A 13,820-nucleotide genomic window follows, 5' to 3' on the forward strand; every position below is an offset into this window, starting at 1 on the left:
CCGATGTCCGTACCTGGGGTCAGAGCCCTTTCCAATGGAAAGGGATCCGACCCCGACGGCAATCAGCCCTTCATCGTGCCGGTATCCAGCCAACGCTGGTGCCACGACAGCGCTTCCGGCAGCAGGTGCGGGGTGTGCTTGCCGTAGCTTTCGCGGCTGGCACGGTCGAAGTAGTCCTGCAGCTGCGGGCGGAAATCCGGGTGCGCGCAGTTGTCGATCAGCACCTGCGCACGCTTGCGCGGGGTCAGCCCTCGCAGATCGGCCAGGCCCTGTTCGGTGACGATCACCGACACGTCGTGTTCGGTGTGGTCCACGTGGCTGGCCATCGGCACGATCGCCGAGATGGTGCCGTTCTTCGCGGTGGACGGGCTCAGGAACGCCGACAGGAAACCGTTGCGCGCAAAGTCACCCGAACCGCCGATGCCGTTCATGATCCGGGTGCCCATCACGTGCGTCGAATTGACGTTGCCGTAGATGTCCACTTCGATCATGCCGTTCATGCCGATGCAGCCGAGGCGGCGCACCAGCTCCGGATGGTTGGAGATTTCCTGCGTGCGCATGATGATGCGCTCGCGATAGAAATCGATGTTCTCCTTGAACGTCTCGTTGGCCTGCGGGCTCAGCGCGAAGCCGGTGCACGAAGCGTAGCTCAGCACTCCGTCACGCAGCAGATCGAGCATGCCGTCCTGGATGACTTCGGTGAACGCGGCCAGGTCGCGGAAGCCGCTCTTGGCAAGGCCGGCCAACACCGCGTTCGGAATATTGCCCACGCCCGACTGCAGCGGCAGCAGGTTCGGCGGCAGGCGGCCCTTCTTCACCTCGTGCTTGAGGAATTCGATCAGGTGCGAAGCGATCTGCTCGCTGGTCACATCGATCGGGCTGAATGGGCTGTTGCGGTCCGGGCCGTTGGTGCGCACCACGGCCACGATCTTGTCCGGGTCGCAGCGCAGCGCGGTGTCACCGATGCGGTCGTTGGCGTTCACCAGCGGAATCGGCTTGCGGTGCGGCGGCAGCGCTGTGCCGTAGTAGATGTCATGCATGCCGTCGACGCCGGCCGGCTGCCATTCGTTGACCTCGACGATCACCTTCTTGGCCAGGTCCAGCCAGGTCTTGTTGTTGCCGACCGAGGTGGACGGCACCAGCGAACCGTCTTCGCGGATGGCCGAGACTTCGATCACGGCGGTATCGATCTCGCCATAGAAACCGAACCACACATGCTGGGCCACGTGGCTGAGGTGGATGTCGATGTAGTCCAGCTTGCCCTCGTTGATGCGGTTGCGCGCATCCGGGTCGCTCTGGAACGGCATGCGCATGGCGATGCCATCGGCCTTGGCCAGCGCGCCATCGAGTTCCGGCGCAGTGGAGGCGCCGGTCATCAGGCTGATCTGGAAGGGCAGGCCCTGGGCGTGCACCGCTTCGATGCGGCGGGCCAGTTCGACGGGAACAGCCTTGGGGTAACCAGAGCCGGTAAAGCCGCTCATGGCCACGGTTTCACCGGGCTGGATCAGCGCGGCTGCGGCCTCTGCGGAGACCACGCGGTCACGGAGACGCGCGTTGGCGATGCGATCAACAGACATGACGACACGTGTTGCTGGGGGGAATCCCGATTATCGGCCATCCCCCGCCGTACGGGGGGTTCTACCTTCGTGGAATGGCTTTTCCCGCAGGGGTCACCCAAACCCGCCGGTTTTGTTTTGCAGTGCAGCGTGCAAAGTGCTTTCGCAGCCCGCACGATGGACCTGCATCCCGACGTGGGGGAGGGAGCAGAGCCCGCTGGCAGTTCGCTGCAAGCGGGCTTTTTTATTGCCTGTCGCCCAGTATGAATGCGCGGCTCCCATCGGGGGTCGGATCCTTTTGTCACAGGCAAAAGGCTCTGACCCCACCAGCGGCATCAACCGGCGGCATCTCGGGGTCAGAGCCCTTCGCCGTTGGCAAAGGGATCCGACCCCGTGAGAATCAGCCCATGACCCTCGCCCCCGCTGACCTGCCCGCCTCCCTGCAGCCTCTTGTCGACCGCGCTTTGGCCCGTCTGGCCCAGGTCCTGCCCGAGCCCGTCCCGGCCGATCTGCTGCCGTTGCTGAACCAGCTGGCGGTGGCCAGCGACTTCGCGCTGGACACCCTCGTGCGGCAACCGGCCTTGCTGGCACAGCTGGCCGCCCCCAGCTGCCCGCCGATCCCGGCGCCGGTGCTCGATCCCCTGCAGCCCAGCGACTGGCCGGCGCAGATCCGGCGCTGGCGCACCGCGATGTCCACGCGGCTGATCTGGCGTGACCTGGCCGGCCTCGACGACGTGCCGCAGACCCTCGCCGGTGCCACCACCCTGGCCGAGGACTGCCTGCGTCTGGCACTGGATGCCCTGCAGCAGGAATTCGCCCAGCGCCACGGCGTCATCGCCGATGAACACGGCAACCCGCAGCAGCTGGTGGTGTTCGGCCTCGGCAAGCTCGGCGGTGGCGAGCTCAACTTCAGTTCCGATGTAGACCTGGTCTACGCCTATCCGCAGGGCGGTGAATCCGATGGACCGCGTCCGTTGGCGGCCGAAGAATATTTCGCCCGCCTCGGCCAGCGCCTGGCCAAGCTGCTGGACGAAACCACCGTCGATGGTTTCAGCCACCGCGTCGACCTGCGCCTGCGTCCGTTCGGTAGCGCCGGCCGCGTTGCGCTGTCGTTTGCGGCGATGGACCAGTATTTCCAGCGCGAGGGCCGCGACTGGGAACGCTATGCCTGGTTGAAGGCGCGCGCGGTGGCCGGCGACATCGATGCCGGCGAGGCGTGGCTGCAGACCCTGCGCCCGTTCGTGTACCGCCGCTACCTGGACTTCACCGCGCTCGACGGCCTGCGCGAGATGAAGGCGGCAATCACCGCCGAAGTCGCGCGCCGGGAACTGCACGACGACATCAAGCGCGGCGCCGGTGGCATCCGCGAAATCGAATTCCTGTGCCAGGCGCTGCAGCTGATCCGCGGTGGTCGTGAACCGGCCCTGCGCGAGCGTCGCCTGCTGGTGGCGCTGGACGCACTGGTGGCCGCCGGACAGATCGCGCCCGAGGATGGCAGCGCGCTGCGCGAGGCCTACCTGTTCCTGCGCCGATTGGAAAACCGCCTGCAGATGCTGCGTGACGCGCAGACCCATGTGCTGCCCAATGATGCACTCGACCGCGAACGCATCGCCGTGGGTCTGGGCTATCCGGATTGGGACGTGCTGCGTGCGGCGCTGGCGGAACAGCAGCAGCGGGTCAGTACTGAATTCGCCGCGCTGCTGGCGCCGCGCAAGGGCCAGGCCGCGCCCGACGCGCTGGCCAACTATTGGCGCAGCCTGCCCGAAGGCAGCAATGCACCACTGCTGGCCGAAGCCGGTTTCCTCGATGCCAACGGCGCCGACCAGTCGCTGCGCGATTTCGCCCAGGGCACCGGCGTGAAGTCGTTGTCCGATGCCGCGCGTGCGCGGCTGGATCGCGTACTGCCTGCGCTGTTGCATGCGGCCACGCGCTCGCCACAGCCCGATGCCGCGCTGAAGCGCGTGCTTGGCCTGCTGCAGGCGGTGCTGCGCCGGACCAGCTATCTCGCCTTGCTGGACGAACAGCCCAGCGCACTGGCGCGGCTGGTGGACGTGCTGGCGCGAAGCGCGTTGCTGGCCGAGCGCCTGGCAGCGTATCCGCTGCTGCTGGACGAACTGCTGGACGTGCGCGTGTCCGGGCCGATGCCGGATGCCGCTGGCATGCTGGCCGAGTGCCAGCAGGTGCTGACGGTGGAAGATCCCGAATCCGCGCTGCGTTGGCTCAATGAAACGCGGCTGGCACTCAGCTTCCGCATGGCGATGGCCACGCTGGATGGCCGCCAGGGCGCGGTGGACAGCACGCGGCAACTGGCCGAGCTGGCGCAGGCGGTGGTGGTTACCGTGTTGGCGATGGCCGAGGCGGACATGCGCGCCGCACACGGCGAGATTCCCGGCGGGCGCTTCGCCATCATCGGCTACGGCAGCCTGGGTGGACTGGAGCTGGGCTTCGGCTCCGATCTGGACCTGGTGTTCCTGCACGACAACCCGGCCGGCGTGGATGCCAGCGATGGGGCACGGCCGCTGGAACCGGGGCGCTGGTACGCACGCCTTGCGCAGAAGGTGATGGCGCTGCTCGGTGCAGTCACCGCCGCCGGCCGCCTTTACGACATCGACGTTCGCCTGCGCCCGGATGGCGGCAAGGGCTCACTGGTCTCTTCGCTGGCCAGCTACACCGAATACCAGCGCGAGCGCGCGTGGACCTGGGAACACCAGGCTTTGGTGCGCGCGCGGGGCGTGGCCGGTGATGCCAGTCTGCTGGCCGATTTCGAACAGGTGCGTGCGCAGACGCTGGGCCGCGAACGCGATGCCGGTGTGCTGTATGCGGACGTGCTGAAGATGCGCGGCCGCATGCGCACCGAACTGGACCGCAGCGATGCCGCGCGGCTGGACCTGAAGCAGGGTGCCGGTGGCGTGGTGGACCTGGAGTTCCTGCTGCAGACCGGTGTGCTGGCGCGTAGCGCGCAGCATGCGGCGCTGCTGCAACCCCGCGATACGCCGTCGTTGATCGATGCGTTGGCGGCTGTTGGTTTCCTGCCGGAAGCCACCGCACAGGCGCTGCATGGAGCGCATGCCACGTTGTTGGATGTTGGCCTGGCCTGCACGCTGGACCGGCGGCCGCGACTGGCACCGACGACGCCGGCGATTGAAGAGGCATGTGCCGCGATTGCGGCGGCGTGCATCGCCGCGGAGCTGCCGTTCGCCTGAAGGGTTGCACCCACCAGAGCAATGGCCTGGCGATGACCCGCCGGATCAATGATCTGACCGTTGGCCTGCCGTTGGTAGGTGCCAACCTTGGTTGGCACAACCCATCAGCGTTCATGATCCTGGCAACGGCGTGCCAACCAAGGTTGGCACCTACCAGAGCGACAGCGGTCAGCCGGCCGCGCGCAGCGGCGCCATCTTCCACAACAACGCGCGGAACGGGGCCAGCAGGCACACGCCGATCGCCAGCTTCACCGCCAGGTCGCCGGCGGCCCAGCTCACCCACGGCAGGGTCGAACCGGCAAACGCGATCGACCAGAAAATGGTGGTATCCACCGTCGCGCTGCAGGTAGTGGCCACCATCGGTGCACGCCACCAGCTGCCACGGCGCAGGCGGTCGAACACGGTGATGTCCAGAAGCTGCGCCACGATGAAGGCCGAGCACGAGGCAATCGCGATGCGCGGGGTGGCCACCCAGATCGACAGCAGTACCGCCACCGCGAAACCAATCCACGCCACGCGGCGGGCAGGGCCCGGGCCGAAGCGGCGGTTGATCAGGTTGCTGACCAGGAACGCGACCGGGTAGCTGAAAGCACCCCAGGTCAGCCAGTCGTTGATCGGGTACTGCACCAGCACGTTGGACAGCAGCACCACCGCGCCCATGGCCAGTACCGCCAGCACCAGGGCGCGGGCGGTCAACGGGGCAAACACAGGGGCAGGACGCACGGACATGGCGAGCCAGGGGACAAAGGGGACAAAGGGGATCGCCCATTATCCGCCCGGCCCGCGGCAAAGCCAAAACCGGTCGTTCAGCTTTACAGCACCTCGCTCATCACGTCGCCGGCGGCGTAGGCGGTCGGCACATAGGCCAGCGCCTGGCCCTGCGCGCTCTTCACGGTCCAGCCGGCACCGGCGTCGGTGGGGTCGAAATGCACCTGCTGGCCGACCACGAAGGCCGCCGTCTGGTCCTCATGCACGCGCGCCGGCCAGCGCAGCGTGGCGGTCTGGTCGGCCTTGTCGGGCACCTGCAGCTGCACCTGGCGTTCGCCCGCCGCCGTAGTCTCCACCTTCTTCACTTCCATCGCTGGCAGCGGCACCGCCTTGGTGCGGTGGGCTTTCTCACGGCGCTCGCTGGCCTTGAACGGCGCCTTCGACAATTCAGCCAAGCCCGCCGACGCAGCGAGGGGCACTGACACCACGATCAGCGAGGTGATCAGCACGCTGGCCTCGCTGCTGTTCAACTGCGGCGCGGCGCCGGCATGGACGGTGGGCACCACCAGCGCCGAAAGCAGCAGGGCAGTGGCGGGAACGCGCAGGCAACGGAACATGGAGACCTCCTGGTCAGGGTGGGGACGGCGGCTCAGCGCCGGGTATCGAAAATGTCGCGCGGGCCGGTGGCCTCGGGCAGGTATTCCAGCGGGCGGCCCTGGTTGTCCTTCAGCTGCCAGCCCTGGTCGGCACCGGTTGGCTCGAAGTTCACGGTCTGGCCCACGGTGAACTGCACGGCCGGATCGCCGATGCCGCGCGGGTACTGCATGGATGCGGTGTTCTGCGGATCGTTGGCATCACGCAGCAGCACTTCGCGGCGGCCATCCACGGTGGTGGCGATGGCGCTCACCTGCATCTGCGGCAGCTTGATCTGCTGCTGACGGGCCAATGGGCGACCCGCGTCGGCTGCATCCTGGGCTTCCTTCGCCGCTGCCGCGCGGGCCGACGTCACCATCTGCGTGGACATCTCCAGGCTCGGCCCCTGCGGGCCCGGGTCGTGGATGATCACGATGCGGCGTTCGGCGTGGGCGGCGGTCGAGCAGGCCAGGCCGGTGAGAATCAACAGCGGCATCAGGACAGCGTGCGAAAGGCGCATCTCGTTCTCCTTGCGGGATTCAGGGGCTGGCTGCGGCGGCACCTGCCACCGGCACGTGAGGGATCACCAGTTCCTGCTGCAGCTGGCTGCGCTGGTGCAGGAAATCGAACACCGATTCCACCGTCACCACCGAATAGTTGCCGGAGATGCGCTCGCCGGCCGGATGGTCGGTGGTGGTGGCGTTGGCCACGAACAGGCGCGCACCCACGCGCTTGCCCAGGCCGATATGCAGCACGCTGGGCTGGTACTTCTGCTGGCGTAGCCACTGCTGGGCCTGTTCGCGCTTGACGATGGCCGGCGCGCCATCGGCCTGCGCCATCGCCGCCGCCAGCACTTCCAGCACCCACTGGTTGGAGTTCTGGTAGTCGGTGGCGAACGGGTAGGCGACCACGTTGTACCTGGTTTCGTGCAGCGCCTTTGGCTGGATCGACGGCGACACCAGCATCGCCTTCAACGCGGCACGCAGCGGCGCCGACGGCACGCCGATGCGCAGGTCGGTATGGCCGCCGCTCTCGCCGACGAAGTTGCCCAGCCCTTCGTGGTACAGCTGCGAGCTGTCGGTCTTGCAGCGGTTGAGCAGGTGCATCGCGCGCCAGCGGCCATCGTCCTCGCGCAGCAGGAAGGCCAGATGGCTGTGACGCAGGCCGTAGCGGCTCAGGTCCTGGCCACCACGTGCGGCGACCACCACATCCACATCGGGCAGCGCATCCAGGCGCTCGGCGGTGGTCCAGGCCACGTCCAGCATCGCCGCCTGCGAGGCCACGCTCGGGTAGCGCTCGCGGCACTCGGTGCTGTTGGCCCATGCCGGTGCGGTCGCCAGCAGGCTGGCGATCGGCAGCGGTGGGCGCTCGCCAGTCTTCGGATCGCGCAGCGCTGGCTGTTCGCGGTATGCATCCAGCTGCTGCTGGCACTGGTAAGAAATCGGGTCCAGCTCGGTGGGCGTGGTGGAGCAGGCAGCGAGCAGGGCCAGGGGCAGCAGGAGCAGGGTACGCATGAAGACGTTCAGTGTGATGGGGGAAGCTGGACTCTAACCGCGCAGGCGGATCCAAATGTTCAGAAATCGCTGGACGAACGGGTAGTGCCGGCCGCTGGCCGGCAATGGCAGGGTCTTCGGTAATGCATACAGCGTTGCCGGCCAGCGGCCGGCACTACCTCAATGCCAAACGCTGCTTCACTTCCGCAGCGATCCGCGCCGTTTCGCGCAGCGGCTCGATGCGGTCGTACTGCCAGTCCAGCCAGTGCGCCTGCAGTCGCCCGCGCTCGCGCAGCTGCTGCTGGAAGCGTGCCAGCCGCCCCTGCGCGGTATCAGCCAGCGCCACCATCACCGGCATGCGCGTGGCACAGGCTTCAGAAAGCAGGTTCACCGAATCGGGCGAGACGACCACGCGGTTGGACCAGCCCAGCAGGCCCGCGTACGGGTTCACGCCATCGCCGCCATCGCCCCAGATCACATGTGGCAGGTCGGCGAACTTCGCGCGCAGGATCTCGGCCAATGCCGGTGGCGTGCGCCGCGAAGTCGTGGCCAGCAGGCTGCCGCCCTCAGCGCGGATCTGATCGGCCAGCGCCTGGAACACGCCCACCATCGCTGCCTCGTCCCACGGGGCCAGCGGCGTCGGTCCACCCACCAGCAACGCGGTGCGCGGGCCGGGCAGGGTGCTGAAGCTGGCGAACGCGGCACGACCCCAGGCCAGCCAGTCGTCGTCCACCGGGTTGAGGCTGCCGAGCAGGGTCAGCACATTGCTGCCACGCAGGGCATCGTGCTCGGGCACCACCACCATGTCCCAGTGGCGGGCGCTGATGCGCGGGTCGAGGATCTGCACCACCTGGCTGCCACGCGCACGCAGCACGCGCAGGGCGCCGGCGGACTGGCGGCCACAGCCGATCGCCAACGGCGGGGCGTCCGCGGCCAGCGTCGCAAATGCCTCGCCGTAGCCGTCCACATCGCCCGGCAGGCGCCGCGGCGACAGCCAGCGCCAGGGCGCACGGGGCTGCAGGACCAGCGGCTGATGGGTACCCAGACGCAGCGCCGAGGCCAGCGCGACCGCCTGGCGGACATTGCCGGCACGGCCGTCAGTGACCGTCCAAGGCGCGCTCGATCGTTTCACCATTGGCATTAATTCGTTTCAGTCCTGCTGGGTGTTGCAACAGTCGCGACACTCTACACTGCGGCTCGTCGATTCGCCCCGCGCCGCCCGCGGGCACTGACCTTCCCTTAGCCGCCCTGGAGATCCACTGATGTCCCACGCGCTCGACGCTGCTGCCCTCGACCAGCTGTTCCGCACTGCCCGCACCCAGAACGCCTTCCTCGACAAGCCGGTCCCGGCCAGCCTGCTGCAGGAACTGTACGACCTGGTGAAGTGGGGCCCGACCGCGGCCAACACCACGCCGGCCCGTTTCGTCTTCGTCACCTCGAAGGACGCCAAGGCCAAGCTGGCCCCGGCCCTGTCCGAAGGCAACCATGACAAGACCATGGCCGCCCCGGTCACCGTCATCATCGGCTTCGACCTGGACTTCCACGAGAAGCTGCCGTACCTGTTCCCGCACACCGATGCCAAGGCCTGGTTCGACGGCCCGCAGGAAGGCCGCCACGAAGCCGCCATCCGCAACGGCAGCCTGCAGGGTGCCTACTTGATCCTGGCCGCGCGCGCGCTGGGCCTGGATGCCGGTCCGATGTCCGGCTTCGATGCGGCCAAGGTGGATGAAGCCTTCTTCGCCGGCACCTCCATCAAGTCGAATTTCCTGGTCAACCTGGGTTACGGTGACTCGGCGGGCCTGTTCCCGCGTCTGCCGCGCCTGTCGTTCGACGAAGCGGCGCGCATCGCGTAAGTCGTTGTATCGGTTTCGGGCCCGCCGTCCCGCGGCGGGCTCTTGCTACACCGTGTACCCACCCTACGATCCGGAGAGTTCCTGAGATGAGCGCCACCCGTAAACTGCTGCTGCCGCTGGCCCTGACGCTGGCCATCGCCGCCTGCTCCAAGCCGGCCGACACCGCTGCCCCGGCCGCCGATGCCGCCGCCCCGGCCACCACCGAGCAGGCTGCCACCCCGGCCGCCGATGCCGCTGCTGCCGCGCCGGCCGCCGAAGCGATCAAGATCGCCTCGGGCACCTACAAGCTGGACCCGACCCACACCGACGTGCTGGCCCAGTGGAGCCACTTCGGCTTCTCCAACCCGAGCGCACACTTCGGCAACGTCGAAGGCACCCTGGTGTACAACGCCGAAGACGTGACCAAGTCCACCGTGGAAGTGAAGTTGCCGCTGAGCGGCCTGAACAGCTTCACCGCCAAGTTCGACGAGCACCTGAAGAGCGCCGATTTCTTCGACGCCGCCAAGTTCGCCGATGCCACCTTCAAGAGCACCAAGGTGGAAGCTGCTGGCACCAACAAGCTGAGCGTGACCGGTGACCTGACCATCAAGGGCATCACCAAGCCGGTCACCCTGGACGTGACCGTCAATGGCGGCGGCGAGCACCCGATGGCCAAGGTTCCGGCCGCCGGCTTCGATGCCACCACCACCCTGAAGCGCAGTGATTTCGGCGTCGGCGCCTACGCCCCGAACGTCAGCGATGAAGTGAAGATCCGCATCACCACCGAAGCCACCGGCGAAAAGCCGGCGGCTTGATGCATCCAACTCACTCGTCGTGAGAAGGCAGAAGGCCCGCTGAAAAGCGGGCCTTCTTTTTGGGTGCTGGGGAACACGCTTTGGTAGGTGCCAACCTTGGTTGGCACACGAGCACTCCGCGGGCCAACCAAGGTTGGCCACTACCGGGTACGCGCGCTCAGCGCAACGCGCCCAACCACGCCACGCACGCTTCGCTCGGGCTCTGCTTGGCCTTCACCGTCATCCCGCTCACGCGCGCGAAGGTCTGCGCGGCCTGCGCCACCACCTGGCGTGCGATCAGCGCCGCCTGCTTGGTCGCGGCCTGCTGCTTGCGCAGTTGCACGATGTTGATCGACGGTCGGCCCACCGGCGCGTACTTCTGGTCGCGGCGCAGCACATCGGCCACCTGTGCCACTTCGAACTCGGCCTGCAGGTAACGGTGCTGTGCCTCCACCAGCTCACGCAGCGGTACGCGCAGGGCAGCGGTGTCGGCGAAGGCGGCCAGTGCCGCGTCGCAGGCGGCGTCATCGGCAAAGCGGGTACGCAGCGCGTCCACGCTGGCCAGGGTCAGTTTGGCCATGCGGCCCTCGTTGCTGCAGGAAAGGAGCGCGATTGTCGCATTGCTTGGCGTGCTCCGGGCCGGGAGGCCTCCGCTTTGGTAGAGTCGACTGTTAGTCGACTGTTCTTGGCGCGATGCCGGAAACCCCCGCGCTGCGCGCGATAGTCGACTCTACCTGGCTGGCATTTCAGGCGCAGCCGCATCCACGGAAGGAAGACCCATGCAGGACACGCAGTACTGGTTGAACGAATTCTGGACGGGCCTGAGCGTGCTCGATCTGCTGGGCGGCAGCGTGCTCGGCACATTGCTTGGCCTGGTGCTGGGCATCTTCGCCTGGCGCTGGCTGCATCGCCGCGCTTGGCTGCAGCGGCAGAGACGCTGGCATCACTGGCTGCTGGCCACCTACGTGGTGCTGTTGCCGCTGGCCACCGCCTTCTTCGGGCTGCAGCTGGGCTTTACTGCCGGCGCACACCGCGCGCTGTTCAAGCAGCTCGATCACTTCCAGCCGCACCTGCAGACCCTGGTGGAAGGCTGGAGCGAAGGCTTTACCGATTCACTGGACGACCCGCGCATGCGCGAGGCATTGCGCAGCCAGGGCACGGTGGGGGATGTGGCTGACACCATCGCCTCGGCTTACCTCAGCGAACACCCGCTGCCCGGCCTTGATCGTCTTGGCAACGGCTCGTTGGCACGCGGCACCGGCTGGGTGATCGGCAAGGTGCGCGAAGGCCTGCTGCGCGGCATGGTGGAAGACACGCTGGCGGACAAGGCCGGCACGATCGGGCTGGAGCCCAAGGTGGTGCGCGAGGCACTGACCATGCACGTGGATGAGCTGCTGCACACCCGTGGCGTGCTGCGGCTGGTGAAGGCGCAGATCAACGGCATGATGCCGGGCGTGTACTTCGGGCTGCTGTTGCCGTTGTTGATCATTGCGCTGCTGGTGGCGCTGGAGATCTGGGCCGCGCAGCGGTCCGGATGGACGCGGCAGGTGGCGTCCAGCACGGTAGTGCCGGCCGCTGGCCGGCAGCTGCGGGTACCTGCCGAAGGTTCATGAGGTTGCCGGCCAGCGGCCGGCACTACCCATTCGAAGGCGTGCGGGCCAACGGTCCGCACCCACCAAGCAGGTTCTGGTGCATGGGGTCAGATCCCTTTTCCAAAGGAAAAGGGATCTGACCCCGAGCCGGTCAATCGCCGTCGGTCTCGTCCGGGTGGGCCTTCCAGTAGCCAGTGGAACGGATCCAGTCGCGCGGCACGCCAAGATGCCCTTCGATGAACTTGCGCATCATGCGGGCGCGGCGCGATTCGGTGGCGATCCAGTAGAAGACATCGCCGTCCGGTGCCTCGAAGTCGGTCAGCATGTCTTCCAGCAACGTGCTGCTGGCCGCCGGGAAGCCGTTGCGCTCCAGCCAGTGGATGCGCACGTTCTCGTACTGCGGCAGGTCCTGGCGTTCGGCTTCGTCGCTCACTTCAATGAAGGCCTGCACTTCGGCGCCGTCCGGCAGCACGTCCAGCCAACGGGCGATGGCCGGCAGCGCGGTTTCATCGCCGATCAGCACATAGGCGTCGTAGCTGTCGGCCACCACGAACGAGCCGCGCGGGCCGCCGATCACCAGCGTATCGCCGGCCTTGGCCTGCTCGGCCCACGGCCCGGCAATGCCCTGGTCGTGCAGCACGAAGTCGATGGCCAGCTCGCCGGTTTCGTGGTCCCACCAGCGCGGGGTGTAGTCGCGGGCCGGCGAGGGCTCCTTGCCGGCCGGATAGCTGCGGCCTTCGGCGGTCAGCACCGGCAGCACCATCTCGCCGCTGCTGTTGGGGAAGAACAGCTTGATGTGGTCGTCGGCGCCGGGCGAATCGAAACCGGCCAGATCGTCGCCACCCAGCACGATGCGGCGCATGTGCGGGGTGACGTCTTCGGTGCGCAGCACGGTCAGTTCACGGAAGCGCACATCCAGGCGCAGGCGCGTGTTGTTGTGTTCGGTCATGGGGATACCTGTAAAGGTGTCGCGCGGGGGCGCGCGGCATGGGGGAGACCTGGCTGGATTCAGTCTGGCTGGGTCGTTGAAAAGGGTGGGCCCTCGCTACCGGCATTGCCGTTGAGCAGCGCGGACGCCCGCGTCAGCAGCGCCGCCACTTCTTCCGCCTCGCCCTCGGCCCAGCGGCCGTGGTGGTGCACCAGCGCCCGCTTGAACTCGCGCAGGGCGCCGGCCAGCGGCGGCGGCAGCGAGGCCTTGGTGATCTCGCGGGCGCGGTCGAAGGCGCGTCGCTGCGCCAGCCGCACCTGGGTGCGCTGCACCTTCAGCTCGAACTCGCCGGCGGTGGTGATGCGGAAGATCCGCTTGCCATCCACTTCCTCGGCCTCGATCCAGCCGGCCTGCTCGAAGCTGGCCAGCAGCGGGTACATGGTGCCGGCGCTGGGCGTGTAGGCCTGCATGAACTGGTTGCTGATCAGCTGCATCAGCTCGTAGCCATGGCGCGGCTGCTCGCCGATCAGGGCCAGCACCAGCAGGCGCAGGTCGCCGCGGCTGAGCACGCGCGGCTGGCCGTTGCGGCGCGGCACCGCCGGATCGGTGGAACGGGCTCTGGGAGAAGCGGTACGGCTCATTTCGATATATCGGTAAACGAGTGTGCAAACGATATATCGATATATCGAAGCCGACAATCATCGATCCGGCCACAAGCAGGTCCGTTTTGGGCCACGGCCGGCCCCGCGCACAGCAAAAGGGGCGCCCCTTGCGAGGCGCCCCGGCAACACTGTGGAAGGGAGTGAGGCAGGGCCAGACGGCGGACCGAAGCGGGCGAGGCCAACACTCGAGGCCTACCCTGAGGGCAGGGCGGGGGGGCGATCCAGAGGCAGGTGCGACACGTTGTCGCCGGTTCAGTACACCCGCCCCGGCCGCACCTACAGCGGCACCGGAGCTGCCCCACAACCGTCATCGGCAGCAGTAACACTGCGTCCTGCACATGGGCGCAGCGGCCCGCAAGCGACAGCCCGCGCAGCCAACAAGGCCCGCCGCAGGGCCTTCAGCGGGTCCGGCAAGCCCC

At 67.6% G+C, this 13,820-nt stretch carries 13 protein-coding genes; 4 read left to right on the plus strand and 9 right to left on the minus strand.

Going from position 1 to position 13,820, the window contains the following annotated elements:
* Positions 1–62: 62 nt before the first annotated feature.
* Positions 63–1,577, minus strand: coding sequence for a succinyl-CoA:acetate CoA-transferase ScpC (locus tag AC13GA_RS00250; protein ID WP_046984464.1), 1,515 nt, complete (start codon positions 1,575–1,577; stop codon positions 63–65).
* Positions 1,578–1,963: 386 nt separating this feature from the next.
* On the opposite strand from AC13GA_RS00250, the gene glnE reads away from it, so the two are divergent.
* Entirely contained in the window at positions 1,964–4,759 is a 2,796-nt protein-coding gene (gene glnE / locus AC13GA_RS00255; RefSeq protein ID WP_482997315.1) for a bifunctional [glutamate--ammonia ligase]-adenylyl-L-tyrosine phosphorylase/[glutamate--ammonia-ligase] adenylyltransferase, read from the plus strand.
* Positions 4,760–4,927: 168 nt separating this feature from the next.
* Here glnE and AC13GA_RS00260 read toward each other — a convergent pair whose 3' ends face one another.
* From AC13GA_RS00260 to AC13GA_RS00280, 5 genes are all read right to left on the minus strand, one after another.
* Complete coding sequence (locus tag AC13GA_RS00260) at positions 4,928–5,488, minus strand: queuosine precursor transporter (protein ID WP_136639534.1); 561 nt, start codon at positions 5,486–5,488, stop codon at positions 4,928–4,930.
* An 83-nt stretch (positions 5,489–5,571) separates the two neighbouring features.
* Positions 5,572–6,084 carry a hypothetical protein gene (locus AC13GA_RS00265; RefSeq protein WP_482997316.1) on the minus strand — a complete coding sequence of 171 codons (513 nt, stop codon included), beginning with the start codon at positions 6,082–6,084 and terminating at the stop codon, positions 5,572–5,574.
* 32 nt (positions 6,085–6,116) lie between these two features.
* Positions 6,117–6,620, minus strand: a complete 504-nt coding sequence (locus AC13GA_RS00270) for a hypothetical protein (protein ID WP_253079213.1) — start codon at positions 6,618–6,620, stop codon at positions 6,117–6,119.
* A gap of 19 nt (positions 6,621–6,639) precedes the next feature.
* Entirely contained in the window at positions 6,640–7,614 is a 975-nt protein-coding gene (locus AC13GA_RS00275) for a DUF2145 domain-containing protein (RefSeq protein WP_482997317.1), read from the minus strand.
* 154 nt (positions 7,615–7,768) lie between these two features.
* Positions 7,769–8,728 carry a mitochondrial fission ELM1 family protein gene (locus AC13GA_RS00280; RefSeq protein WP_482997318.1) on the minus strand — a complete coding sequence of 320 codons (960 nt, stop codon included), beginning with the start codon at positions 8,726–8,728 and terminating at the stop codon, positions 7,769–7,771.
* Positions 8,729–8,855: 127 nt separating this feature from the next.
* Here AC13GA_RS00280 and AC13GA_RS00285 point away from each other — a divergent pair, with 127 nt between their 5' ends.
* Positions 8,856–9,446, plus strand: coding sequence for a malonic semialdehyde reductase (locus AC13GA_RS00285; protein WP_279914024.1), 591 nt, complete (start codon positions 8,856–8,858; stop codon positions 9,444–9,446).
* An 86-nt stretch (positions 9,447–9,532) separates the two neighbouring features.
* Positions 9,533–10,240, plus strand: coding sequence for a YceI family protein (locus tag AC13GA_RS00290; protein ID WP_428709680.1), 708 nt, complete (start codon positions 9,533–9,535; stop codon positions 10,238–10,240).
* A 157-nt stretch (positions 10,241–10,397) separates the two neighbouring features.
* On the opposite strand, the gene AC13GA_RS00295 is transcribed toward AC13GA_RS00290, so the two are convergent.
* A complete protein-coding gene (locus tag AC13GA_RS00295; protein ID WP_164079980.1) occupies positions 10,398–10,799 on the minus strand; it encodes a hypothetical protein in 402 nt (133 codons plus the stop codon).
* A gap of 199 nt (positions 10,800–10,998) precedes the next feature.
* Between AC13GA_RS00295 and AC13GA_RS00300 the strand changes: the two genes are divergently transcribed.
* The gene (locus tag AC13GA_RS00300) at positions 10,999–11,832 is read left to right on the plus strand and encodes a hypothetical protein (RefSeq protein ID WP_482997319.1); all 834 of its coding nucleotides are present in this window, start codon (positions 10,999–11,001) and stop codon (positions 11,830–11,832) included.
* Positions 11,833–11,962: 130 nt separating this feature from the next.
* Here AC13GA_RS00300 and AC13GA_RS00305 read toward each other — a convergent pair whose 3' ends face one another.
* Both AC13GA_RS00305 and AC13GA_RS00310 read right to left on the minus strand, forming a co-directional pair.
* Positions 11,963–12,760, minus strand: a complete 798-nt coding sequence (locus AC13GA_RS00305; protein WP_482997320.1) for a siderophore-interacting protein — start codon at positions 12,758–12,760, stop codon at positions 11,963–11,965.
* Between the two features lie 59 nt (positions 12,761–12,819).
* Entirely contained in the window at positions 12,820–13,380 is a 561-nt protein-coding gene (locus AC13GA_RS00310) for a PadR family transcriptional regulator (RefSeq protein WP_482997321.1), read from the minus strand.
* Positions 13,381–13,820 lie beyond the last annotated feature (440 nt).

Source organism: Stenotrophomonas sp. 22DLJC03 (genome assembly GCF_056861405.1).